Here is a 24822-nt window from a genome sequence, read left to right as displayed (position 1 = left end):
GTTCGCAAAGGATAGGCTTGGAGCATCATGTTGCTCACCGATTACCTGCCTGCAGACGCGAAAAACGTATCCGACGACGAAATCTACGAGGCCTTCGGCCGCTGGGTGTCCACCCGCGGCATCGAGTTGTACCCGGCCCAGGACGAAGCGTCGATGGCCCTGGCCGGCGGCAGCAATGTCATCCTGGCCACGCCGACCGGCTCCGGGAAGTCGATGGTCGCGATCGCCGCGCACTTCTACGCCATGGCCCGCGACCAGATCAGCTTCTACACCGCGCCGATCAAGGCGCTGGTCTCGGAGAAGTTCTTCGATTTGTGCAAGATCTTCGGCGCGGAGAACGTCGGCATGGTCACCGGCGACTCGTCGGTGAATGCGGATGCCCCGATCATCTGCTGCACCGCGGAGATCCTGGCGAACATCGCGTTGCGCGAAGGCTCGCGGGCCGACGTGGGCTGCGTGATCATGGACGAATTCCACTTCTACGCCGACCCGCAGCGCGGCTGGGCCTGGCAGGTGCCGCTGATCGAGCTGCCGCAGGCGCAGTTCCTGCTGATGAGCGCGACCCTGGGCGACGTGTCCCGCTTCGAGAAGGAGCTTGAGGAGCGCACCGGCAAGACCACCGTCACCGTCGCGCACACCCAGCGTCCGATTCCGCTGCACTTCTACTACTCCATGGACCCGGTGCAGGAAGCCGTGGAGGAGCTGATCAAGACCCGCCAGGTGCCGATCTACATCGTGCACTTCTCCCAGCTGGACGCGATCGACCGCGCCACCGGGCTGATGAGCATCAACGTGGCCACCCGCGAGGAAAAGGACCGCATCGCCGAGCTGATCGCCGGGTTCCGCTTCGCCGCGGGCTTCGGCAAGACGCTGAACCGCCTGGTCCGCCACGGCATCGGCGTGCACCACGCAGGCATGCTGCCCAAGTACCGCCGCCTGGTCGAACAGCTGGCGCAGGCAGGGCTGCTGAAGGTCATCTGCGGCACCGACACCCTTGGTGTGGGCATCAACGTGCCGATCCGCACCGTGGTGATCACCGCGCTGTCCAAGTTCGACGGCACCCGCACCCGCATCCTGAACGCCCGCGAATTCCACCAGATCGCGGGACGCGCCGGACGCGCAGGCTTCGATACCGCCGGCACCGTGCTGGTGCAGGCCCCGGAGCACGCGATCGAGAACCATAAGGCCATGGAAAAGGCCCTGAAGAAGCACGGCGAGGACTCGACCAAGCTCAAGCAGATCCCCAAGAAGAAGCCGCCGCAGGGATTCGTGACCTGGGGTGAGAAGACCTTCGAGAAGATCGTGGACGCCGCCCCCGAGACGCTGAAGTCCTCCTTCCAGGTCTCGCACTCGATGCTGCTGAACCTCCTGGAGCGCGAGGACAACGCGTTCGAGGCAGCGGTGCGCCTGCTCACCGAGAACCACGAGACCGCCTCTGCGCAGCGCAAGCTGAAGCTGCGCGCCATCGGCATCCTGCGCGAGCTGATCGCCACCGGCGTGGTGGTGCGCCGCGAGCAGCCAGACCAGTACGGCAACTACTACGAGCTGACGGTGCACCTGCAGCAGAACTTCGCGCTGAACCAGCCGCTGTCCCCGTTCGCGCTGGCGGCCCTGGAGCTGCTTGACCCCGACTCTGCCAGCTACGCGCTGGATGTGGTCTCCACCATCGAGGCGACCCTTGAAAAGCCGCGCCAGGTGCTCTCCGGGCAGGAGAAGAAGGCCCGCGGCGAGGCGATCGCCGCGATGAAGGCCGAGGGGATGGACTACGACGCGCGCATGACCGCGCTGGAAGAGGTCACCTACCCGATGCCGCTGGCCGAGAAGCTGGAGGCGGCGTTCGAGCAGTACCGCGCCGGCGCCCCGTGGCTGGCTGACTTCGAGCTGCAGCCCAAGTCCGTCGTGCGCGACATGTACGAGCGCGCCATGGGCTTCTCCGACTTCGTGCAGTACTACCAGCTGGCTCGCTCCGAGGGTGTGCTGCTGCGCTACCTGACCGACGCCTACAAGGCGCTGCGCCAGTCCGTTCCGCAGGACGCGCTGCGCGAGGACCTGGAAGACTTGATCGAGTGGCTGGGCGAGATGATCCGCCAGATCGACTCCTCGCTGCTTGACGAGTGGGAGGAGCTCTCCCGCGGCGAACTGCACGACGAGTCCGAGGAAATCACCCCGCAGGCCCCGGAGAAGCTCACCAGCAACGTGCGCGCCTTCCGCGTGATGGTCCGCAACGAGATGTTCCGCCGCGTCAAGCTCTTCGCCGACGAGCAGGACAAGGCGCTGGGTGAGCTGGACGAGCACAACGGCTTCGACGCGGACACCTGGGCCGACGCCATGGACGACTACTTCGACGAGCACGAGGACATCGACGACGGCCCGACCGGGCGCAGCTCCAAGCTGTTCATCGTCGCCGAGAAGCCCGGCCGGATCTGGGAGGTCCGGCAGATCTTCGCCGACCCGGAGGAAAACCACGACTGGGGCATCAACGCCACCATCTCGCTGGACGACTCCGACGCGGTGGGCGAGCCGGTGGTCACGGTCACCGCCGTGGGACGCCTGGACTCCTGAGTCCCTCCCACTCCCCCGCACCTGCGTGCTTTCTACGGCCCGCGGCAGCGCCAGCAGCTCTGGCCTTGCCGCGGGCCGTGTCGTAGGATTTGGCCATGAACGGTCCGCGGCTGCGCCTGTGCGGCGCACTGATCCTCCTGCCGACCCTAGTGCTGCTGCTCAGCGGCTGGTCGGTGCTGTTCTCCGCCGAAGGCGCGGTGCCCACCATCGTGCAGTTCGCCCTGCTCGCCGCAGGCCTGGCCATGGTGTACCGGGGCGAGAATCCCCCGGCCCAAGCCGGCGGGTAATGCTCCGGTAACGCTACAGCGCCCATCCTTTGTGCCAACACCGCGTTCGCGGCACCGCAAAGGAGCACCCCATGACACTGCTGAGCCTGCAGCCAGCCGAACCGGCGACGCTGCATTCGCTGCCTCCCACCCTTGACCTGGAGGCCCTGCGCCCGCACCTGGTCAACCTCTCCAACGGGCAATTCTCCGACGACGGCGCCCTGGTCACCAGCGCCGAGGACGTGGACGCGATCTTCGCCGAGCACCTGCCCCGCTACATGGAGCAGCACGAGGGCCCGCTGCGGCTGCTCTTCTGGGCGCACGGCGGGCTGGTCAGCGAGGCGCGCGGCATCATCGGCGCTTCCCGCCTGCTGCCGCACTGGCTGGAACACGGCATCTACCCTATCTTCTTCATCTGGGAGACCGGGCTGCTCGACGCCCTGTGCTCGCTGCTGCCGCGCAGCGGCGCCCGCGAGCTGCAGGAACAGGGCCGGGCCCGCAACCTCGTCGAGGACCTGTGGAGCGCCGGGGTGGAACGGGCAGTGCGCCCGCTGGGCCAGAAGGTCTGGGCGCAAATGAAGGTCGGCGCGGACCAGGCCGTGGCCGCGGACGGCGGCGCCGCCTACGTGGCGCAGCGGCTAGCCGAATTCACCGCCCGGAATCCCGGCGCCGTCCAGGTGCACGCGGCAGGGCATTCGGCCGGCGCGATCTTCCACTCACGCTTCCTGCCGCTGTACCTGCAGCACGGCTCGGGCACCGGCGTCAGTTCGCTGAACCTGCTGGCAGCGGCCCTTTCCATCGCCGACTTCAACCGGCTGCTGCGCCCGCTCGTCGGCTCGCCGCAGGGCATCGAACAGCTGCACCTGTTCGGCCTGCACCGGCAGCTGGAAGAAGACGACAGCGTGCTGTGGCTTTACCCGCGCTCGCTGCTCTGCCTGATCAGCTCCGCGCTGGAAGCCGAACGCGGCGTCGGCCTGCTCGGCCTGGAACGCTCGGTCGCCGCGGATGCGGACCTGACCGGCTTCCTGGGCACCGCCGCGGCGGACGCGACCTGGTCCAAGACCCAAGTCGGCGCCCCGGGCCGGCGCTGCCTGGCCTCCGCGCATGGCACCTTCGACGAGGACCCGGCCACCTTGAACAGCGTCGCCTACCGGGTGTCCACCGGATGATCCCGGCGCGTAACGCCGGGGTAATAACCGGGTAACGACGCTCCGGCTACGCTGGAGCCTCCACGCGGCCGACGCGCCCGAACCCGGGCGGCCGACCCGGTATCCACCGGCTACGGCACGGGCGTTGGCCTCAGCATGAGGGGGAAAAATCATGGCGGATATCAATGAGGGGACCGATCTGGTCTTCGACCGGCTGCTAGCGGCCCGGCGCGAAGAGGTCGTCGCCCTGCAGAAGGCGCAGGCCGACCGGCTGGCCGACGTCGAGACGCGCGGGCAGCGCAGCCTGGCCGCGCTGCAGGACTCGCTGCCGGAATCCCTGGCCTCGTACCTGGGCAGCGATTCCTCCGCAGAGGAAGCAGCGGCGAAGGACATGAAGTCCTGCGCGGCAACGCTGGCCGAGCAGGCGCCGCGCGAATCTACGGCGCTCTCCGCGGTCATGGGCAACGGGCCTTCCGCGGCGGCGGTGGGCTGGCTGACCCCGTACTACGGCACGCTACACGGTTCCAACGGGGCCATCGCCTGGCAGGGCTACAACCCCGGCAACATCGACGCGTCCTGCTGGGCCAGCGGCGCCGGCTCGGGGCTCTTCGGCACCGGCGCCGGCTCGTTCACCCTGTACATGGACTGGTGGTTCACCTTCCGCGCCCCGGAGAACCGCAACTACGCCCAGACCATCTACGTCCCGTTCAACGGCTTCTACATCGTGCGGGCGGACGACGGATGGTTCGACTCCAAGGAGGCGAAGGTCAACATCTCGATGACCGCCCGCGGCTACCAGTACAACTACAAGCCGGCCGGCAGCGTGAACGTGCTGTCGACCGGGGATGACAACATCAACGTCAACGACCGCTTCGACGGCTGGCGCACGATGTACTATTCGGACCTGCTCGGTGCCGACCAGGCCTACCTGCTGCTGTCCGTCGCGCTCTACGTCTACGCGCGCGGCGGAGGCTCCAACGCCCAGCTGAACTTCGCCGACGGCAATGCCAACTACCTTGGCGTTCCGCTCGTCTACGTCAGCTAGGCAGACCGCGCGCCGCACCCCGTGCGGCGCGCACCCTCGAAACTCCGTGAAACCTGAATCCAGGGAGCAGGATATGAGCAATGAAAACCGGCCGCTGTGCCTGACCAAGCCGATCGTCCAACGCGAGCTTCCGGCCGGTCTGCCGGACCTGCGGATGCGCCTCATACGGGTGCTGTCCAAGGTCTGGGTCAATGAGACCGAGCTGCACTACTTCTTCATCGACGGGCCCGAAGCGCAGCGCGAAGCCGTGCGCCAGGCCTTCGCCGAGTGGAAGGCCCTGCCGCTGGGCCTGAAGTTCACCGAGACCACCGACCGCGGATCCTCTGAAATCCGCATCGCCTTCGACCAGGCTGACGGATCCTGGTCCTATGTGGGACGCGACCTGCTGGGCATACCCGCCACCGAAACCACCATGAATTTCGGCTGGGACCTGACCGACGACTACGGGCACACCACCGCCTTGCATGAGATCGGGCACAGCCTGGGCCTGCCGCACGAGCACCAGAACCCGTTCTCCGGCATCGTGTGGGACGAGGACGCGGTCTACAAGTTCTTCACCGGGTCCCCAAACTTCTGGACGCGGGCGCAGACCGAGCAGAACGTGCTGCACAAGTTCAGCGCGCAGGAGGTGGACGGCTCCCCGTGGGATCCGAACTCTGTCATGGAGTACTGGTTCCCCGCAGGCCTGATCGTGCAGCCCGCCCAGTATTCCGGCGGCCTGGAACCTGCCGGAGGGCTCTCGGACCAGGACAAGGAGTGGGCCAAGAAGTTCTACCCGGCCACCACCGCCGCCGTCACCGAGCTGAAAGCCTTTGAATCCAAGGTGCTGCAGCTGTCCGCCGGGCAGCAGGCGGACTTCACCATCGTCCCGGACGCCTCGCAGGACTACACGATCGCCACGTTCGGCCAATCCGACATGGTGCTGGTGCTCTTCGAGGACGATAACGGCTCGCTGCGCTACCTGGGCGGCGACGACGACAGCGGCACCGGGCTGAACGCCCAGCTGAAGACCCGCCTGCTGGCCGGGCGCCGCTACGTGGTGCGGCTGCGCCTGTACTGGGCAGGCGGTAGCGGCAAGTCAAGCATCATGTACTGGTAGCCGCGCGCGGCATCGCGCCCCGGACCGTCGGATCCCGGACGGTCCGGGGCGCCCTTGCGCCCTGGGCTGTACACCTAGGCCGGACGGCCCGTCTGATCGGTCTTGAACGACTGGGTCTGGAACTTGTTCAGGAATCCCAGCAGACTCCCGTCTGGCTTGAGCACGATGGTGCCGCCATCCTGCCAGATCCAGTTCTCCGCATCGTGCCCGCCGCCCACCGGGTCGCCCTGGTTCTGGTGCACGTTGTGCACTCCCAGCCCGCTGGAGAACGGCTCGCCGAACACGAAGAACCGGGTGCCCGCATCAATCACGCTTTCCAGCTCGGTCAGCGCCTGGAACCCGGTGCCGCTCTTCCATGGCGGGTTCCAGCGCAGCCAGGCCAGCAGCCGGTTCAGGCAGCTTGAAAAGCGCAGCAGGTGGACGATGACCGGCGGGTGCAGCACCGCGGCGCGGATGTAGTCCAGCGCCCCGGAGGACGGATCGGAGGCCAGCGGGTGCCAGCCGTCGGCTAGGGAAGACAGCGCCGCGAAGTCCAGCGCGCGCAGCCGCACGGTGCGCCACTGCACGCCGTCGGGCATGTTCTTCGGATCCACGTCGATGGCGCACTTGTAGTTGCCGGCCGGCGCGTGGATCACCAGGTTGCCGTGGTAGTAGCGCCCGAAGTCATCCGGCGGGTCCCGGTAGTAGTCGTGCAGGGTCCCGATCAGCACCCCGTACCCGTTCGCCAATGGCATGTCCTTGTCCTTTCCCCGACGCCGCTCATTCGTTCGGCGCTTCCACCACCTCGCCGACCTGGTCCTGCACGCGCTTGGCCTGCTCGTCGACCATCACGGTGAACAGCTGCTGGGCGGCGCCGAAAATCACCGCCCAGGCCAGAATCTGCGGGGCGCTGTCCAGGTCGGAAAGGCCAGGGAAGAATCCCCCGCGGATCAGCAACAGCCCGAACACCGCGATCAGCGCCCCGAGCGGCAGCTTCAGCAGGGCCATGGCGATGGCCAGGTTGAACGGGGTCGCTGTGCCGCCGACGCTGCGGAAGGACCCGGCGGCCGACACCGCGGCCCCGGCCATGCCGACGAAGAGCAGCAGGGCGATATCGGTGGGCCGCACGGTGCCGGCGATGACTTCGTCGCGCCGCTGCTCGCCGGAGGACACCTGGGCGGAGTTCTCGGTGTTGTCCGCGCTGCCGGCCGGCGCCGCCGACTGTCCCGCGGCATAGGGGCTTTCTCGGGTCGGGCAGACCACGGTGCCCTGGCCCTGCGGGGTGAAGCAGATCGCCAGGTCGGTCGGGCGCACCGCGCCCCAGAAGGCCAGGCCGGCGGCCAGGACCAGCAGGATCACGGTCCACGCAGTCAGCCCGCGGTGGAAGCTGAGCATGCGCGCGTACTCGCGCCGGTACGCCATGTTCGCCGCGGTGCCGGCGTTGATGATCTCCTCGCGCACGTGGCCGGAGGCGATCACTTCGCGTTTGGCCGGCGCGTTGGCGCCAAGCTTGTCCAGATCCCGCATGAGTTGTTCGAAGCCGATACGCTGAGGGTCCTTGAGCCTCAGGTGGTTGCGCACGTCGGACTGGATCTTGGGCAGCTTGCCCATCAGGTAGTCGATGTCGCCGCGGCGCAGCATCAGCGATTCGGCGGCGTGCACGTGGGCCATGACGCTGCCGATCAGCGTGGTGCCCAGCATCATCTTGAACCGCGGTCTGGTCAGCCGTGCCTGCGCCGCGTCCAGATGGTGCTTGATGGCCTGGTCCAGCTCGTCAGCTGTCTGCTGCGTCCCATCGGGGTTTGCCGCGGTGCGCGGCAACTGGGCGAGGTAGCGCGCCTCGTCCTGCCAGGCAGTGAGGTCCGATACGGCGATAGGGAAACGGCGCTGGGCCATGTTGGCGGTGAATTGCGGATGCGCGTCGGCGTTCGCCATAGCTGATCCCTCGATTGCTGCCCGTGGTTCTGCGGAAAGAGAATCGGTACGGGCCGCCGGCAGCCCCGAACAGCGGGTCACCGGCGGGAAACAAGAAGCCTGCCAAGCTTGGTCTGGGCAGGCCCACGAGGCCCGGTCGGCCGGGGCGATGCGCCAGCACCCGGGTAGGCCAAGTATCCGCCGGCGCCCGTTACACGAGCATTACCAGGATCTGCCGCGTCCCCGGTCCTCCCGGCGCGGTCATGCGACGATCAGTGCGACCCCCACGTACACGGTGAGCAGCGAGGCCAGAGTCCATTCGGCGGCGGACCCGGTTGCGGCCAGAACCGGCACGGCAACCCGCCCGTTGGCCTTCCACACCGAGCCGATGACCGGCAGGCGCCGGAACCAGCGCGGGGAGCGGATCTTGATCGGCCAGATCAGGTTGCAGCCACCGATCGTGAGCATGTCCCCCAGCACGTGCGCCGCCACGCCGACGGCGACCGCCAGCAGGAACCACTGGTTCTCCTCGGGCGTATTCATGCCGACAAACGCCCCGGCCGCCAGCGCGATGACCCAGCACAGGGCCGGGGGCATGAACTTCACCGACTTCACGGCGAAGGAGATCAGCAACACCGCGAACAGCGCGGCGGCCGGATACACGATGCCCAGCGCTGCGGTCTGCACCGCCCAGCCGTTGGCCAGCCAGGCCAGCAGGATGAAAAACGCCATGCCTAGGATGGAATGGGTGCCATTGCGGTGTCCGCCGGAGACCTTGCCAATGATGCGGGTGAAGATGCTTGAAATGGGCGGCAGCGACCTGGCGATAGTGGCGCCGTGGTGGTCCGCGTCGGGCAGCAGCGCGGCGCCCGCGCACACGATCGCCCCAGCCAGCGTTTCCCACCGGTCCATCTGCAGCGCGCCGAAGCCGAGGTCTACGGAGCCAATGCTCACCGGAGTCGTAATTGCTAGCCATGCGGCAGCGCCGCTCATGGCGTGGTGTCCACCCATCATGGATTCAACCTTAAGACTGGTCACCGACGAATTGGCGGCGCGGCGGCGGTAAGCTTGAGCACATGAGTAATGTGCGCGAAGCAACACCGGCCGACTGCCCGCAGATTCTGGAGCTGATCCACGAACTTGCAGTGTACGAGAAGGAGCCGGACGCGGTGCGCAACACCGTGCAGGACCTGCAGAGCCACCTTTTCGGCGCGGACCCCAAGGTCTTCGCCCACGTGGCCGAGGACGAGTCCGGCACCGTGATCGGCGTGGCGATCTGGTTCCTGACCTACTCCACCTGGGAGGGCCGCCACGGCATCCACCTGGAAGACCTGTATGTGCGCTCCGCCCGGCGCGGATCGGGCACCGGCACCGCGCTGCTGCAAACGCTTGCGCAGATCTGCGTCGAGCGCGGCTACAAGCGCCTGGAATGGGCGGTGCTGGACTGGAACGAGCCGGCCATCAAGTTCTACGATTCGATCGGTTCGTCCTCCATGGACGGCTGGACCACCCGCCGCCTGGACGGCGACGCATTGACCGCCCTGGGCACCAAAGGAGCAGCACGATGAACCACTACCGCGGCATGGACGTCACCGAGCACCGCATCGAGGTCCCGCTGGACTACGCGCGCCCGGCCGGCGAGAAGATCAGCGTGTTCGCCCGCGAGATCAGCACCGATGCGACCCTGCCCTGGCTGCTGTTCCTGCAGGGCGGACCGGGCGGGAAGTCCCCGCGTCCCGGATCCCTGTCCGGTTGGCTGGCCGAGGCGGTCAAGCACTTCCGCGTGCTGCTGCTGGACCAGCGCGGCACCGGGTTGTCCACCCCTGCCACCCGGAAGTCCCTGCCGCTGCGCGGCGACTTCGCCGCCCAGGCCCGCTACCTGGAGCACTTCCGCGCGGACTCGATCGTGCGCGATGCCGAGGCGCTGCGCGAGCACCTGGGCATCGACATGTGGAGCACCCTGGGCCAGAGCTACGGCGGGTTCTGCACGCTCACCTACCTGTCGCTGTTCCCGCAGTCCCTCGAACGCTGCCTGGTCACCGGCGGCCTGGCCTCCCTGGATGCCGATCCGCGGGATGTCTACCGGGCGACCTACCAGCGCATGGCCGAACGCAATACCGAGTACTTCTCCTGGTATCCGCAGGACTTCGAGGTCCTGGGCCGGATCTACGAGCACGTGCGCCACGGCGGCGACGAGGTGCTGCCCAACGGGCAGCGCGTCACCGTGCCGCTGGTGCAGATGCTGGGCATGTACCTAGGTGGCAACAGCCGGGTGCACCTGCTGCACCATGTGTTCGAGGAAGCGTTCATCGACACCCCCGGCGGCCCGCGCCTGTCGGACACCTTCCTGGAGGCGCTCTACGCGCAGTCATCCTTCGCCGCCAACCCGCTGTATGCGCTGATGCACGAGAGCATCTACGCCCAGTGCTCGGCGACGAACTTCGCGGCCGAGGCGGTGCTGCCGGAGTTCCCGCAGTTCACCTCGCATGCGAAAACCCCGTTGCTGACCGGGGAGATGATCTTCCGCTGGCACTTCGCCGAGGACCCGGCCCTGCGCCCGCTGGAGGACGTGGCCCGGATCCTGGCCGAGCACGAGCACTTCGGCCCGCTCTACGACCTGGGTGTGCTGGCCGAGAACACCGTGCCGGTGGCCGCGGCGGTCTACCACGACGACGTCTACGTGGACCGCGACCTGTCGCTGGAAACCGCCTCGCGAGTCAAGGGCCTGCAGGCCTGGGTGACCGAGGACTTCCACCACGACGGGCTGGGCGACGAGGGTCCGGCGATCTTCCGCCGACTGCTGGCCATGACAAATGGCGAGGACCCGGAAGCCGCCGCGAAGGGACTTTCCGGGTCCTAGGCCTGGCAGGCGCGTCGAAGCCGCTCAGCGATCCAGCTGGTCGGCCAGTTCATCGCACAGCTTCTGCAGCAACGGCGCGGCGGTGCCCAGGATCTGCTGGTCGGCTTCGGGCAGCGTCTGGATGCCGCCGGCCAGCGCCGTGTAGGCGCGCAACCGGTAGGCTTCGACCTCGTTCCTGCCCTGCCCGGTCAATTCGACCAGGCTGGCGCGGCCGTCGTGGGGATCGGGACGGCGGGCGACCAGGCCGTCCTGTTCCAGCCTGATGACCAGTCCGGTCATGGTCGGCTGCGCGACGCGCTGCTGGAGTGCAAGATCCCCCACGCGCTGCGCCCCGTCCCGGTCCAGCCCGGAGAGCACGCGCCAGGCGGTGACGGATCGCCCCTGCCCGGCGGCATGCCCCAGCAGTCGGGAGAGGGTGCCGGAGGCCACCGCAATTCCTGCGGCGGTTTCGGTGACGGCGGACGGTGTGGTGCTCATGATGTGTACCCTAGCAGAATGCGTTAATGGTGGATTCCGGACAGCGAAAAGCCCGCCTGACCGGCCCAGGTCGGGCAGGCGGCGGGCAGTTCGCCTGACGTTGCTACTTGCCGTCGTTGGCCTCGGCCGCGGCCTTGGCTGCCGCGGAAATCGCCTCGGCTTCCTCGGCTTTTTCGGCGGCTCGGCGGCCCATCGGGGTCCACAGCGACAGCACGGTGGCGACGACAATCGCGCCGAGGATCACCAGCAGGGAGATGCCCACCGGAATGTCCAGCCAGGCGAACTGGTGCAGCGGCTCGCCGCCGTTGATGAATGGCACCTGGTTCTCATACAGGGCGTGGAAGACCAGCTTGACGCCGATGAACGCAAGGATGAAGCTCAGTGCGTGCTTCAGGAACACCAGTCGGTTCATCAGGCCGCCGAGCAGGAAGTACAGCTGGCGCAGGCCCATCAGGGCGAAGATGTTCGCGGTGAACACGATGAACGCCGACTGGGTCAGCCCGAAGATCGCGGGGATCGAGTCGAAGGCGAACAGCAGGTCGGTCATGCCGATGGTGATGAACACCATCACCATCGGGGTGAACAGCTTCTTGCCGTCGACCACGGTGCGCAGCTTGTTTCCGTCGAAGCTGTCGGAGATCGGCAGCTTGCTGGTCAGCTTCTTGACCAGACCGCTTTCCTCGTCTTCGTCGCCCTCGTCCTTCAGCTGGTTCCATGCGGTCCACAGCAAGAAGGCTCCGAAGATGTAGAAGACCCACGACCACTGCTCGATGATGGCTGCGCCGGCCACGATGAAGATCGCGCGCAGGATCAGCGCGATGATGATGCCGAACATCAGCACTTCCTGCTGGTACTTTCGCGGTACCGAGAAGCGGGCCATGATGATGATGAACACGAACAGGTTGTCCACGGACAGTGCGTATTCAGTAACCCAGCCGGCGTAGAATTCCTGGCCGAGCTGCGGGCCTGCCTGCCACCAGAGCACGCCGCCGAAGGCCAGCGCCAGGCCGATGTAGATGACGACGAAGATGCCAGCTTCCTTCATGGAAGGAATGTGCGGACGCTTGGTCACATAAAGTAGATCGGCGACGAGCACCGCGCACAGCACGATCAGTGCGATGGTTTCAAATTGAAGTGTTAACCCGGAAATGCCCACGGAAGAGCGACCTTTCATTGCAGGGTATGGCTGATATTCGCAAGTCTCTCCGCCGCCCGCACCGCGATCCGGCGGTGCGAAATTCGGCTGCTGCGCCCGGCGAATCGCCGTTGATTCGCGTGCTGACGTTCACAGCATTTGGGATACTCCCCTACGTCCAATCAACCATTGTATCCCACAGCGAAATCACAGCCCCGGGTGGGGCGTCCTACGCCAAGTCAGACATCCGGGCGCGCGAAACCCCGTCCCGGCGGGGATTTTTGTCCGGACGGGGTTGACGTTTTCCCGAAGGCAGTGCCGCTCAGGCGTGGCCGGCGGCCTTCATCTGCCGCAGCTCCTTCTTCAGCTCCGCCACCTCGTCACGCAGCCGGGCCGCCAGCTCGAACTGCAGCTCGGCCGCCGCCGCGTGCATCTGTCCGGTCATCTCTTCGATCTGGCCCAGCAGGTCTTCGGCCGGCGCGGCGGCCAGGCCGTCCTTGCGCACTGTCGACGACGCCGAGGTGCGCTTGGCGCCCTTGGCCAACCGGTTGTTGTTCAGCAGCTCCTGGGTGTCGGCGTCCTCCCTGGCCAGCTGGTCGGTGATGTCCGCGATCTTCTTGCGCAGCGGCATCGGGTCGATGCCGTGCTTCTCGTTGTGCGCCCGCTGGATCTGCCGGCGGCGGTTGGTCTCCTCGATCGCCTGGCTCATGGCGTCGGTGATCTTGTCCGCGTACATGACCACCTGGCCGGACACGTTGCGGGCTGCGCGGCCGATGGTCTGGATCAGCGAAGTCGCCGAGCGCAGGAAGCCTTGCTTGTCGGCATCCAGGATCGCCACGAGCGACACCTCGGGCAGGTCAAGGCCCTCGCGCAGCAGGTTGATGCCCACCAGCACGTCGAAGGAGCCCATGCGCAGTTCGCGCAGCAACTCCACGCGCCGGATCGTGTCCACGTCCGAGTGCAGGTACTGCACGCGCACCTGGTGCTCGGTCAGGTAGTCGGTCAGGTCTTCCGCCATGCGCTTGGTCAGGGTGGTGACCAGCACGCGTTCGTCGCGATCCACGCGGGTGCGGATCTCATCCAGCAGGTCGTCGATCTGGCCCTTGGTCGGCTTGACGATGATCTCCGGGTCGATCAAGCCGGTAGGGCGGATGATCTGCTCCACGAAGCCGTCGGACTTGCCCAGCTCGTACTTTCCCGGGGTAGCCGACAGGTACACCGTCTGCCCGATGCGCTCCAGGAACTCATCCCATTTCAGCGGACGGTTGTCCATCGCGCTGGGCAGGCGGAACCCGTGCTCCACCAGCGTGCGCTTGCGCGACATGTCGCCCTCGTACATGGCTCCGATCTGCGGTACGGTCACGTGGGATTCGTCGATGACCAGCAGGAAGTCGTCTGGGAAGTAATCCAGCAGGCAGTGCGGGGCGGAACCCGGCGCACGACCGTCGATGTGCCGCGAATAGTTCTCGATGCCGTTGCAGAAGCCCATCTGCTCCATCATTTCCAGGTCGTAGGTGGTGCGCATGCGCAGCCGCTGGGCCTCGACGAGCTTGTTCTGCGACTCCAGTTCCTTCAGCCGCGTTGCCAGCTCGTCCTCGATGGACTTGATCGCCTTGTGCATGCGCTCGGCTCCCGCCACGTAATGGCTGGCCGGGAAGATGTACATCTCGGTTTCCTCGCGGATCACCTCGCCGGTGACCGGATGCAGCGTGTAGATCGCTTCCACCTCGTCGCCGAAGAACTCGATGCGCACCGCCTGCTCCTCGTACATCGGGATGATCTCCACGGTGTCCCCGCGCACCCGGAAGGTGCCGCGGTGGAAGTCCATGTCGTTGCGGGTGTACTGCATGGCCACGAACTGGCGCAGCATCGCGTCGCGGTTCAGCTCCTCGCCTTGGCGCACCGTCACCATCCCGGCGACATACTCCTCCGGGGTGCCCAGACCGTAGATGCAGGAGACCGTAGCGACCACGATGGTGTCGCGGCGGGTCAGCAGCGAGTTGGTGGCCGAGTGGCGCAGCCTTTCGACCTCCTCGTTGATCGAGGAGTCCTTCTCAATGAAGGTATCGGTTTGCGGCACGTAGGCCTCGGGCTGGTAGTAGTCGTAGTAGGACACGAAGTACTCGACCGCGTTGTTCGGCATCAGCTCGCGGAACTCGTTGGCCAACTGGGCGGCCAGGGTCTTGTTCTGCACCAGTACCAGGGTGGGGCGCTGCACCTGCTCGACCAGCCAGGCGGTGGTCGCGGATTTGCCGGTACCGGTCGCGCCGAGCAGCACGATGTCCTTCTCACCGGCCTGGATCCGCTGCGTCAGCTCCGCGATGGCCTGCGGCTGGTCGCCAGCAGGCTCGTATTCGCTGATGACCTCGAAGGGGGCGACAACTCGTTTGATGGGCTGTGCAAGACTCATACATCTAGGCTACGCCCTGGGTCCCGACTCTTTGCGCGCTGCTGGCGATTGGCTGAAAGAATCCAGCAATCGGTTAATCGCCTCGATGCGCTCGGGGTCTCGGGATGGGGCGGCGCGCCATGGCATCGGCCCAGTCGAAGTAGCGCTTTGCCCCATCAAGCACGGCGGGCATGAGAACCGGCGACCCGATGCGATCCGGTACCCCGCCCAGCGAAAACCCGCGGCGTACAGGTTCCCCGCAAGAGAGATTTCCGCGCAGAATGAGCCGCGGCCGGTGCCCATCGACATGGATCCTTCCAGCGCTTCAAACAGCGCAGGCCAGATTGCCACCGTGTCGCTCCGCAAACAGGGCAGCACAAGTAGCCTGCCAACATGGTGTACCTGCACGATCGGCTCACCGCAGCAGGAGTTATTCCACGTGCTCGGTGAGGCCACCAAGAATTCCATCCGTAGACCATCTTGTTCGACGGTGCCCAGTCCGCGTCGATTGGGTGCTTGGCCAATAGATGGCGGCCGGTAATCACTTCGGTCTGCCCTGCGGCCAAGTCTGATGCGAACCTCAGGATCGTGGCCCGCCGGGTTCCGGGCACATCGTCGATCATCACTGCGGGGGGCAGCCGCAGCAAGGGGTGACACGGCCGGAGGCTTCCTCCTGCTCCGTCCAGCAGGCTCGCGCGATCGAGACCTTGCTGGAACGGGACCAGGTATTCGCCGATGCCGCTTTTCGACGAGTTGAGCCTGATTGATTCGGGGGGGGGGGCAGATGTTGCTTGGGCGGCGGCAAGTACCTGGTACCTGCGTGAACCAGGGCCAAGGTTGCTACCGCCCAGACTCTCCACCCGGCCATAGAGCAACCACACCCCCGCAAAGACGCCGTATCCCGCTCTCGGGTGCTCCTCGCTCTGCTCCAAGCTGCGATCCGCCCTCCGTTTCGGGCATGGAACGATCGCCGTGGCCAACGGGGTGCCGCAGCGGTAATGCCGGGGTAACACCGCAGTAATTTCGCCGCGCGATAGTAGGGGCAGCACGTTCGCCGCCGGATCATCCGGGGACGGGCGAGTCCTGGGGCGAACCGGTGCATGTATTGCCGCCCGGTCCCCTTGGCCGTTGACACGCACACCCGGGGGCCGGCTTTCTCGAACCTCCCCTCGCTGTGCCCTTGCGGGTCCCGTCTGCCGCCGCTTCGCCGCGGCCGGCGCGGGATCCATTCCAATCCACGCCACCCAAGGGAGGAAGGCACCCGAATGCCAGTCCCATTCCAAGGCGAATTATTCACCTTTCAGAACCCCGACGGATCCGAGTTGACGCTCAAGGGCTGGGGCAACCAGTTCCACGCGGTCTTCGAAACCCTGGACGGCTACACCGTCGTCAAGGGCGAGGACGGCTTCTACCAGTACGCGGCGCTCGCCGAGAACGGCGAATCGTTGCAGCCCACCGGCGAGCGCGTAGACACCGCCGATCCGCAAACACTCAACCTGCCGCAGCATCTGCGCATCACCCGCGAATCCAGCGCCATGCAGGCCCGCGAGACGCGCGAATCCCTAGGGCCGGTGCCGCGCTGGATGCAGCGCCGCACCGGAGCCCAGGCGCAGCTGAAGGCGCAGTCGGCCTCCCCTGATGCGGCGCCGCCGGCGAACCCGACCACCGGAAATTTCCGGGGGCTGGTGCTGCTCATTGATTTCAGCGACTTCCCGGCCACGATCAGCCGGCAGGAGGTCGACGACTTCTGCAACTTGGCGGGCTACACCGGCTTCGGCAACAACGGATCGGCGTTCGACTACTTCCGCGACGTCTCGGACGGCAAGCTGTCCTACAAGAACCTCGTGGCCGCCTACTACCGGGCGGCGCATCCGCGCACCTATTACACGGACCCCGCCATCAGCTACGGCACCCGGGCCCAGGAGCTGATCCGCGAGGCGCTGGACAGCCTGGTCGCGGCCGGCTTCGACTTCTCCTCGCTGACGGCCGACGCGGGCGGCTACATCAAGGCGCTGAGCGTCTTCTACGCCGGGGTGCGCTCGAACGCGTGGAGCGAAGGGTTATGGCCGCACAGCTGGGCGCTGGCCTCGCCGTACGTGCTCAGCGCGACGCGCCGCTTCTCCGACTACCAGATCACGGATTTGGGCAACCAGCTCACGCTGCGCACGTTCTGCCACGAGAACGGGCACATGGTGTGCGACTTCCCGGACCTGTACGACTACGACAGCGTCGGGGTCGGCCTGGGCGTCGGGCATTATTCGCTGATGTGCTACGGCGGCAACGACAAGAACCCGACCCAGGTCGACGCCTACCTGAAGCATGCGGCGGGCTGGTCCTCGGCGGCCACCACCATGGCTTCCGGGCAGAGCTACACCATCGCGGCAGGGCGCAACGAGTTCCTGCTGCATCCACGCAGCGCCACGGAGTACTTCATCGTGGAGAACCGCGAGCAGGCCGGCAGGGACGCCTCGCTGCCTGATTCGGGTGTGGCGATCTGGCATGTGGACACCACCGGCAACAACAGCAACCAGGAGATGACCCCGGCCAAGCACTACGAACTGTCATTGGAGCAGGCGGACAACCGCTTCGATCTGGAGCGGCGGGTGAACTACGGCGACGCCACCGACCTCTACGGGGGTTCGGGCTCCAGCTTCGGCCCTTCCTCGGCGCCGAACAGCAACTGGTGGGACGGCAGCGGCTCGGGACTGGACATCGAGTCCGTCTCAGCGGTCGCCCATTCGATGACGGTGGCCACCCGGAACACCGGTCCGGCCACCTACTACAACATCTCGGTCAACCAGGTCTTCGCAACCGTCAATGCGCAGAACGCATGGGCGCACGTGGGAACCCTGGGATGGCGCAAGATCACCACCGGCGCCCCGGACGGCATCACCAACATGCTGGCCATGCTCGCGCTGGCGCAGGCCAAGGGCCTGAAGGTCACCGTCGTCGCCGACGCGTCAAACATCTCGCAGTGCTACCTGTGAAACCGTGCACGAGCAACGTGAAAGAAGGATCAACCATGTGGACCACCATCAACCAGATCTTCACCTCGAACCATTCGCAGAACGCCTGGGCCCATCTGGCCTCGGACAACGCCTGGCACAAGGTGCTGACCGGAGCGACCGACGGGGTGACCAACGTCCACCTGGTGCTCTCGGTGGCCAAGGCCACCGGCAAGCAGGTGTACATCGTGCTGGATGCGGCGAAGAACATCACCCAGGTCTACCTCTAGCCCGACGGTCCAAGAAAGGGGTGCAAACGCACATGAGCAAGGACTACGAGATCAAGATCAGTGTTGCCGGCACCGGCGGGGACGGTTCCCGAGGCGGAGCGGATTCCTCGGCCCCGTCTCCGATGCAGCTGGAACAGCTGGCGGCTTCCGCAGCCGGACAGGACGCAACGGGGTCGGCGCCCACGCCGATGGCGCTGGGCCAGATGGCCGCCGGAGGGCCGGACGCTGCGCCAGAACCCATGGTGCTGGACCGACTGCCCGATCCGGGCGGTTCCTGATCCGGTGCCCGGTTCCGCACCGGGATAGTGCATGATGCGCGGCGGGCCACGTGGCCTGCCGCGCCTCGCTGCGTCTCAGGCTTCCTAGCGTCCACGCTTCATGCCGTAGCGGATGGAATTGCGCGCCACGGTGCGGCGGATGGCCCCTCCGAAGAACCCGACCGTTAGCCAGGTCGCGGCCACCAGCCCGAGAAGGGCCAGCCAGCCGCTGATATATACCACCGGCGAGTAGGGCCCGTCGGAGGCGACGAATTCGCCGCGCCCACCGAATCCCAGCCAGAGCACCAGCGCGGCGGCGAAGCTGGCGAGCATGATCCACTTGGCGGTTTTCAGCATCAGCGCACCAGCTCCTGCCGGTAGAGCTCCTCGACCCGGGCCAGCAGCTGTTCCCGGGTGCCGTCGTTGACCAGCAGGTAGTCGGCGATCTCGGCGCGCTGCTCGTCGGTGGCCTGCGCGGCCATGCGCGCCTCGGCGTCCTGCCGGGTCCAGCCGCGGTCCTCGACCATGCGGCGGATGCGCTCCTCGCGCGGGGCCTGCACGACGATGACCACGTCGTAGGCTCCGGCCTGCCCGGATTCGGCCAGCAGCGGCACGTCCTCAACCACCAGCGCCCCGGGGGCCGCGGCCTGGCGCAGGCGGGCGGCTTCCTCGCGGATCAGCGGGTGCACGATCGCGTTGAGTTTTTCGCGGGCGCCGTCGTCGGAGAACACCAGAGCGCCCAGCGCCGCGCGGTCCAGCGTCCCGTCGGCCTGCAGCATGTGCTCGCCGAAGGTTTCGCGGATCGCCGCCAGCCCGGGGGTGCCCGGCTCGACGACCACCCGCGCGAGCGCGTCGGCGTCGATCACCACCGCCCCGAGCTGTGCCAATTTCGCCGCCACTACTGATTTACCGGATGCCACCCCACCGGTCAGGCCCACATGCATCATGGGTTCCAGCCTAGTACGGGGCCGGCCTGCACCGGGTTTACGGCGCACCGCGGCTTGGCGCACCGTCCGTGCCGCGGCGGCCGGGCGGCTAGGCGGCCGGGCGGCTAGGCGGCTAGGCGGCTAGGCGGCTAGGCGGCTAGGCGGCTAGGCGGCTACGCGCCGCGCAGCTGGGTGAGTGTGTGCAGCAGCTCGGGACCCGGTTCCACCCCGAGTTCGGTCTTCAGCCGCCCGATGAATTGCAGCAGCCCCGCGGTGGCCGAGGCGTTGTTGCCCTGCCCGGATTCGGCGCGGGCGCATAGGCTCGCAGCCGATTCGCGCATCGGATCCAGCCGCAGCGCGCTCTGCGCCAGCTGCCAGGCCCGATGCTGCAGCCCCAGGTTCAGCAGCTGCGCCGACGCGGTCTCCAGCGCGCGCAGCTGCAGCTGGCGCAGCGCCTCCTGCTCCTCGAACAGCCACGGCTCGTCCCAGTCGGGCAGCAGCTGGCGGGTGTTCAGGAAAATGTCCTCCTGCAGGCTGTCGGCGTCCGGGGCCAGCAACAAGTGCTGCAGCCGGTGGCGTAGGGTGTGCAGGTCCACGGATACCGCAGGGTCGATTTCCACCCACCCGTCGTCGCAGCGGATCGCCCCGGGGCACTGCTGGTGGATGTGGCACAGGCTTACGCGCAGGCTGTCGGCCGCGCGCATTTCGGTGGTTTCAGGCCAGAGCATTCCGGCCATCCGGCGCCGCGAGACCGGTCCATGGACCGCCAGCAGGGTCAGTACCCGCTGTTCACGCAAACGCAGTTTAACCGGCTGGCAGTCAGCAATCAGACGCCATCGGTCAAGCAGCTCAATTTCATACGATGCAGCCATTGGCAACTCCCCCAGCAATGCAAAACCAGCCCCAGTAGATGCCCCATGTGGAGAATATTTTCCCACCCCCAAGGCCTAGCGTCAATGCTGAAACCACGGATAAATCAACCTGAAAAACCGTTGCGAGGTGCACACATCGTGTTAAATCGTGCAGCGCGGACTATTGCCGCGGCCCGGCTTCCGGACCGGCTTCCGGACCGCTTGGCGCGCCGCGCGATAAACTGGTGATAATGAACTCCACCGATTCTCGCGCGTCGGCCTACACCACCCTGAGCCGCGACAGCGTCCACGAGGTCGAGATCAAGCGCTCCCGCTTCATCACCTACCTCTTCCGGGTCGAATCCGAGGCGCAGGCCCGCGAGCACATCGCCGCGCTGCGCAAAACGCACTTCGACGCCCGCCACCACTGCAGCGCCTTCATCCTGGGCCCGGACCGGATGATCCAGCGCTCAAACGACGACGGCGAGCCCTCGGGCACCGCCGGCATCCCGATGCTCGAAGCCCTCGCCAAGCGCGACACCGGGCACGGCACCGACCTGTCCGACGTGCTGGCAGTGTGCGTGCGCTACTTCGGCGGCATCAAGCTCGGCGCCGGCGGCCTGGTCCGCGCCTACTCCGATTCGGTCTCACAGGCCCTGGAGCATTCGACCCTGCATGTGCGCCAGCGCCTGCGCATCTTCACGCTGCCCGCCCCGCACGCGCTGGCCGCGCGCTGGGAGAACGAGCTGCGTGCCGCCGGCTACCAGCTCGAACCCAGCGTCTGGGAAGCGGCGCACGCCGTGCTGCACATCGGGATCGACGACACCGAGCACGACGCCGGCCAACTGGCAGCCTTCACCGCCGCGCTGACTTCCGGCGCGGGCCGGCTGCAGCCCTTCGACACCAAATGGGTGGACCTTCCATGAGCACCGAGCATGACCCGGCCGGCATCCCGGCCCCCGCGCAGACCCCCGCCGACCCTGCCCGGGCCCTGCTCGCGCAGCTGAGCCGCTGGCCCGACGTGCAGGCGGAAAACCTGTTCGCGGTCGACGCCGCCGACCGGCTGGTGCTTGACACCTGCGCCGCAGCGCTGGCGCAGCTCGGCGCCCCCTGGCCCGGCACGCTCGCCGTGATCGGCGACCACTACGGGGCGCTCACCCTCGGGGCGCTGGCCCGCGGGGCCGGAACGGTGCGTGTATTCACCGACGCGCTGACCTCCCGCCGCGCCATCGAGAACAACCTCGAATCCCTGGCCCCGCAGTGGGCCGAGCGGGTCGCGTTCACCTCGCTGGACGAGGCGGCCCGCGGCGCGCGCCTCGTGCTGATGAACCTGCCGCGCGGGCTGGACGTGCTGGCCGAGCAGGCCGACGCCATCGCCGCAACGGCGGACCCGGCGGTGCAGGTGTTCGCCGGCGGGCGCATCAAGCACATGAACCGCTCGATGAACCAGGTGCTCGACGAGCGCTTCTCGCGCGTCGACGTCTCGCTGGCCAGGCAGAAGTCCCGGGTGCTCACCGCCTGCGGGGTGCGCGAAACCCGCCCCGCCAGCCGTTTCCCGCAGCTTGCCGAGCACCAGGTCAACGGCACCGCCTTCACGCTGGCCGCGGGCGCCGCGACCTTCGGGGCAGCCCGGCTGGACCCGGGCACCCGGCTGCTGCTGGAGCACCTGCCCGACCTCTCCGCGCACCGGACGCTGGTGGACCTGGCCTGCGGCAACGGCTCCATCGGCATCTATGCGGCGCTCACGCACCCGCAGCTGCGCATCGCCGCCTGTGACCACTCGGCCTCCGCCGTCGCCTCCACGCTGGCCGCCGCTCGCGCCAACCAGCTGGCGGAGCGGATCGACGCGGTGCAGGACGACGCCCTGTCCCGGCTGCCGGAGGCCAGCGCCACTCTGATCACGCTGAACCCGCCGTTCCACATCGGCAATGCGGTCACCGCGGACATCGCCTTAAAGCTGATCGACGACGCCGCCCGCGTGCTGGCCGACGGCGGCGAGCTGCTCTGCGTGTTCAATTCGCACCTGCGCTACCGCGGCGAGCTGGCCCGGCGCATCGGCCCCACCCGCCAGCTGGCACGCGACAAGACCTTCACCGTCACCGCCTCCACCCGCCGCCGGGGCTGACCCCGGGGGGAACAGCCCGCAAAAAATAGTTATCCACATTTTCGCCGGCCCCTCGCCGCGGCCGGCGGCGCGGGAGCATGCTGGGCCCATGAGCACACCACTGACGCAGGTCCTCGAGGACCTGTCCCGCAGGCTGGAGCAGCCGGATCTGGGCGCCGGAGACGCGTTGGCCCTCGCCGTGCTCATCCCCGCGCTCCTGCGCCGAGTGCGCTCCGCCGGCGGCCCGTCGTCGTCCGCCGATCCGCGTTTCGCGCTGGCCCTGGCCGCCGCGGCGGAGGAAACCGCCGACGAATCCGTGCGCGTCCAGATCCACGCCGCGCACCTGATCGAGGCAAGCGCCGCCCATGGCCTGTCGGTGCTTGAGCTCGACGCGCTGCGCGAGACCGAATCCGACCTGGCGCTGCCGCCGCAGCTGTGCGAGGGCCGCCCCAGCTTCACCTCCCCCGAGGAACTGGCCGCCGCCTGGCTGGATGTGGACTTCTTCGAGGCGCGGCGCCGGATGGCCGATGCCCACCACGTCATCGCCCAGTTCGACTACCAGCACCAGCAGCACCCTCCGCAGTTCACCCGGCTGGCCGCCAGGTTCGCGGATCCCGGCCAGCACCCGCGCGAAATCCTCTCCGCCGCCCGCCGGCTGGAGAAGTTCGAGGAACCTGCCGCCGAATTCGCGGCCCCCCGCACCGCTTCCGCGCAGGATGCCTCCGGTGCGCTGCTGGAGCAGCTTATCAACGACGCCCTGGACGAACCGCAGTCGACCTCGCGGCAGCGGCGGGTGAACAAGATCTTCAAGCAGGCCCGCACCCAGGCCGAAGAGGAGGATCCCGCCGCGTTGGCGGGCCTGTTCCGTCGCGGCACCCGCCACGGGTTGACCTGCATCGAGCTGCTGCTGGACCCACTGGGCGCGGAGCTGTTCGACTCCATTGTCGCGCAGGCGGACAATCCGCGCACCCAAGCCGGCCAGCAGGCGCGCGAAGGTCAGTCAAACGTCGTTTTCGGCGCGTTCGGGCGTCAGGAATCCGCCGCCCCCATCCCCGAACACCCTGATTTCGTGACCGACGAGGAAGCCGCCGCCCACACCGAGCCCGATCCTGCCCCGGAGCCCTCCGTGGCGCTGCGCCGGCTGAACGCCCTGCTCGGCTTCCTGCGCATCAATTCGCAGCGGCTGCGCAAGCTGGTGGAACCCGGCGGGCAGGACCCGCTGCCCGGGACCGGGGATACCGACGGGGCGCAGGGCGTGGCCACGGTGGCGCCGCGGGTCGTCGTCACCCTCACGCTGGCCGAGCTTGAGGAGCGTGCCGCCACCCACGGCATCACCCTGCACGGGCATCAGCTGTCCGCCGCGCAGCTGCGCCGCACACTGGCCGAGGCGAAAATCATCCCGCTGGTGCTCGGCGGCAAGAGCCAGGTCCTGGACATGGGCCGGGCCGCGCGGTACCACACCGAGCCGATGCGCCTGGCGATCACGGTGCGCGACGGAGGCTGCATCGTGCCCGGGTGCACCCGCGATCCGGAGTCCTGCAACGTCCACCACATCTGGCTTTGGTCCGAAGGTGGCGTGACCTCCGTATACTGGGGCGCAATGCTGTGCGAGAAGCACCACCACGATGTGCACGCGGGGTTGATCAAGGTCATTGCGAACGGCGGGGTGCCACAGGTGATCATGCCCCGCTTCATGGACCCGGACCAGCGTCCGGTGCGCAACACCGTCAACCAGCACCGCGCCGCCTAGCCTCGGCCCCGGTGCCGGAGTCGGTGCCGGGCTTACAGCCCTTCGAACAGGTCGGTCAACAACGGTGCGCCTGGTGGGCGCGGCGGCCAGGCGAGCACCGCTGGTTCCCGCCCCACGATGCGCTCCCACCCGGCTTCGCCGCCCGGGTAGGTCAGCACCGGGCGCTGGCTGCGGTGTTCATGCAGCCCGGCGAGGATCCGTCCGGCGACCTGCGTGGTGTCCACCTCAATGTCGATCAGGCTGTCTGGCACCGGCCGCAGCTGGTATTCGACCGCCGGGTCGAAGGGCGGCAGCCCGCGACGTTCGCGCGAGGCGTTCCAGCGCTGGAAGGTCGATTCCCGCACCGCCCCGTGGACCAGCCGGCGCAGCCCCGGCCCGGGGACCTCCCTGGCCTGGTGGAAGGCGGCGTCGGCAGCCCGCCCGATGGCGATGTGGTCCCGGTGCCCGGTGATCCCGTCGGGGCCGAAGGTCGCCACGACCTGCGGCCGTTCTTCCAGCAGGATCCGGCGCACCCGGTCCTCCAGCTCACCGGGTTCTACCAGGTGCAGCCCGCCATCGGCGTAGTCGAGCCACACATGGCGGTCGGGCACCCGCCCGTGGGCCTGCCAGGCGCGCACACTTTCGCCGCGCCGCCAGGCGCCCAAGGTTTCCGGGGTCGCCGGGATGCCGTCGGCGATCAGTCCCGCCCCGCCATCGGTCGCGATCACCAGGATGAACTTGAAGCCGGGGTCGGTTTCGTGCAGGGCGATCGATCCCGCACACCCATAGGCATCGTCGTCCGGGTGGGCGACGATCACGGCGATCGAATGCGGTTCGCTCATGCAA

Annotated in this window: 23 protein-coding genes; 13 read left to right on the top strand and 10 right to left on the bottom strand. The window is 67.5% G+C overall.

The features are described from left to right. Nucleotides 1-27 precede the first annotated feature (27 nt). The 5 genes from ATC04_RS08125 (at nt 28) to ATC04_RS08105 (ending at nt 6120) form a co-directional block, all read left to right on the top strand. On the top strand, nt 28-2562 hold the full coding sequence (locus tag ATC04_RS08125; RefSeq protein ID WP_047119361.1) for a DEAD/DEAH box helicase: 2535 nt from the start codon (nt 28-30) through the stop codon (nt 2560-2562). A gap of 95 nt (nt 2563-2657) precedes the next feature. Continuing rightward, entirely contained in the window at nt 2658-2849 is a 192-nt protein-coding gene (locus ATC04_RS08120; RefSeq protein WP_047119362.1) for a hypothetical protein, read from the top strand. 71 nt (nt 2850-2920) lie between these two features. Next, nucleotides 2921-3997 carry a hypothetical protein gene (locus ATC04_RS08115; RefSeq protein ID WP_047119363.1) on the top strand — a complete coding sequence of 359 codons (1077 nt, stop codon included), beginning with the start codon at nt 2921-2923 and terminating at the stop codon, nt 3995-3997. A gap of 151 nt (nt 3998-4148) precedes the next feature. After that, a complete protein-coding gene (locus tag ATC04_RS08110; protein ID WP_047119364.1) occupies nt 4149-5021 on the top strand; it encodes a hypothetical protein in 873 nt (290 codons plus the stop codon). A gap of 73 nt (nt 5022-5094) precedes the next feature. Next, nucleotides 5095-6120, top strand: coding sequence for a M12 family metallopeptidase (locus tag ATC04_RS08105; RefSeq protein ID WP_047119365.1), 1026 nt, complete (start codon nt 5095-5097; stop codon nt 6118-6120). Between the two features lie 74 nt (nt 6121-6194). Here ATC04_RS08105 and ATC04_RS08100 read toward each other — a convergent pair whose 3' ends face one another. From ATC04_RS08100 to ATC04_RS08090, 3 genes are all read right to left on the bottom strand, one after another. Continuing rightward, nucleotides 6195-6854: a DUF2278 family protein gene (locus ATC04_RS08100; protein WP_047119366.1), complete on the bottom strand. Its 660-nt coding sequence runs from the start codon at nt 6852-6854 to the stop codon at nt 6195-6197. Between the two features lie 25 nt (nt 6855-6879). Next, a complete protein-coding gene (locus tag ATC04_RS08095; RefSeq protein ID WP_052772395.1) occupies nt 6880-8034 on the bottom strand; it encodes a hypothetical protein in 1155 nt (384 codons plus the stop codon). Between the two features lie 240 nt (nt 8035-8274). Continuing rightward, nucleotides 8275-9051, bottom strand: a complete 777-nt coding sequence (locus ATC04_RS08090) for a metal-dependent hydrolase (RefSeq protein WP_231735939.1) — start codon at nt 9049-9051, stop codon at nt 8275-8277. 38 nt (nt 9052-9089) lie between these two features. On the opposite strand from ATC04_RS08090, the gene ATC04_RS08085 reads away from it, so the two are divergent. Both ATC04_RS08085 and ATC04_RS08080 read left to right on the top strand, forming a co-directional pair. Then, the gene (locus ATC04_RS08085; RefSeq protein WP_047119368.1) at nt 9090-9581 is read left to right on the top strand and encodes a GNAT family N-acetyltransferase; all 492 of its coding nucleotides are present in this window, start codon (nt 9090-9092) and stop codon (nt 9579-9581) included. Beyond that, on the top strand, nt 9578-10873 hold the full coding sequence (locus tag ATC04_RS08080; RefSeq protein ID WP_047119369.1) for an alpha/beta fold hydrolase: 1296 nt from the start codon (nt 9578-9580) through the stop codon (nt 10871-10873). The genes ATC04_RS08085 and ATC04_RS08080 overlap by 4 nt, the downstream gene beginning before the upstream one ends. A gap of 24 nt (nt 10874-10897) precedes the next feature. Here ATC04_RS08080 and ATC04_RS08075 read toward each other — a convergent pair whose 3' ends face one another. The 3 genes from ATC04_RS08075 to uvrB form a co-directional block, all read right to left on the bottom strand. After that, complete coding sequence (locus ATC04_RS08075; protein WP_047119370.1) at nt 10898-11350, bottom strand: MarR family transcriptional regulator; 453 nt, start codon at nt 11348-11350, stop codon at nt 10898-10900. Nucleotides 11351-11453: 103 nt separating this feature from the next. Further along, complete coding sequence (locus tag ATC04_RS08070; protein WP_047119371.1) at nt 11454-12524, bottom strand: TerC/Alx family metal homeostasis membrane protein; 1071 nt, start codon at nt 12522-12524, stop codon at nt 11454-11456. A gap of 283 nt (nt 12525-12807) precedes the next feature. Further along, nucleotides 12808-14895 (bottom strand): excinuclease ABC subunit UvrB, encoded by a 2088-nt coding sequence (gene uvrB / locus ATC04_RS08065; protein ID WP_047119372.1) that lies wholly within the window; start codon nt 14893-14895, stop codon nt 12808-12810. A 1244-nt stretch (nt 14896-16139) separates the two neighbouring features. On the opposite strand from uvrB, the gene ATC04_RS08060 reads away from it, so the two are divergent. From ATC04_RS08060 to ATC04_RS08050, 3 genes are read left to right on the top strand one after another with little or no spacing between them, the layout of a single operon-like run. Beyond that, complete coding sequence (locus tag ATC04_RS08060; RefSeq protein WP_047119373.1) at nt 16140-17861, top strand: M6 family metalloprotease domain-containing protein; 1722 nt, start codon at nt 16140-16142, stop codon at nt 17859-17861. Between the two features lie 35 nt (nt 17862-17896). After that, a complete protein-coding gene (locus ATC04_RS08055) occupies nt 17897-18109 on the top strand; it encodes a hypothetical protein (RefSeq protein ID WP_047119374.1) in 213 nt (70 codons plus the stop codon). A 32-nt stretch (nt 18110-18141) separates the two neighbouring features. After that, the gene (locus tag ATC04_RS08050) at nt 18142-18387 is read left to right on the top strand and encodes a hypothetical protein (protein WP_047119375.1); all 246 of its coding nucleotides are present in this window, start codon (nt 18142-18144) and stop codon (nt 18385-18387) included. An 84-nt stretch (nt 18388-18471) separates the two neighbouring features. Here the strand turns inward: ATC04_RS08050 and ATC04_RS08045 are convergent, their stop codons facing one another. The 3 genes from ATC04_RS08045 to ATC04_RS08035 form a co-directional block, all read right to left on the bottom strand. Continuing rightward, nucleotides 18472-18723: a hypothetical protein gene (locus tag ATC04_RS08045; RefSeq protein ID WP_047119376.1), complete on the bottom strand. Its 252-nt coding sequence runs from the start codon at nt 18721-18723 to the stop codon at nt 18472-18474. Beyond that, the gene (coaE, locus tag ATC04_RS08040; protein ID WP_047119377.1) at nt 18723-19313 is read right to left on the bottom strand and encodes a dephospho-CoA kinase; all 591 of its coding nucleotides are present in this window, start codon (nt 19311-19313) and stop codon (nt 18723-18725) included. Before coaE ends, ATC04_RS08045 begins: the two co-directional genes overlap by 1 nt. A 152-nt stretch (nt 19314-19465) precedes the next feature. Next, nucleotides 19466-20164, bottom strand: coding sequence for a BTAD domain-containing putative transcriptional regulator (locus ATC04_RS08035; protein ID WP_047119378.1), 699 nt, complete (start codon nt 20162-20164; stop codon nt 19466-19468). 230 nt (nt 20165-20394) lie between these two features. On the opposite strand from ATC04_RS08035, the gene ATC04_RS08030 reads away from it, so the two are divergent. The 3 genes from ATC04_RS08030 to ATC04_RS08020 all read left to right on the top strand — a co-directional run bounded on the left by ATC04_RS08030 (nt 20395) and on the right by ATC04_RS08020 (nt 23997). Beyond that, complete coding sequence (locus tag ATC04_RS08030; protein ID WP_047119379.1) at nt 20395-21069, top strand: YigZ family protein; 675 nt, start codon at nt 20395-20397, stop codon at nt 21067-21069. Further along, entirely contained in the window at nt 21066-22268 is a 1203-nt protein-coding gene (locus tag ATC04_RS08025; RefSeq protein WP_082123920.1) for a methyltransferase, read from the top strand. Before ATC04_RS08030 ends, ATC04_RS08025 begins: the two co-directional genes overlap by 4 nt. A gap of 88 nt (nt 22269-22356) precedes the next feature. Beyond that, nucleotides 22357-23997: an HNH endonuclease signature motif containing protein gene (locus ATC04_RS08020; RefSeq protein ID WP_052772396.1), complete on the top strand. Its 1641-nt coding sequence runs from the start codon at nt 22357-22359 to the stop codon at nt 23995-23997. A 32-nt stretch (nt 23998-24029) separates the two neighbouring features. Here the strand turns inward: ATC04_RS08020 and ATC04_RS08015 are convergent, their stop codons facing one another. After that, nucleotides 24030-24818 (bottom strand): PIG-L family deacetylase, encoded by a 789-nt coding sequence (locus ATC04_RS08015; RefSeq protein ID WP_047119380.1) that lies wholly within the window; start codon nt 24816-24818, stop codon nt 24030-24032. Between the last annotated feature and the right edge of the window lie 4 nt (nt 24819-24822).

It is taken from the genome of Arthrobacter sp. YC-RL1 (assembly GCF_001454985.1).
Taxonomy (GTDB): domain Bacteria; phylum Actinomycetota; class Actinomycetes; order Actinomycetales; family Micrococcaceae; genus Glutamicibacter; species Glutamicibacter soli.
This window is presented reverse-complemented; position numbering and strand designations above follow the sequence as displayed.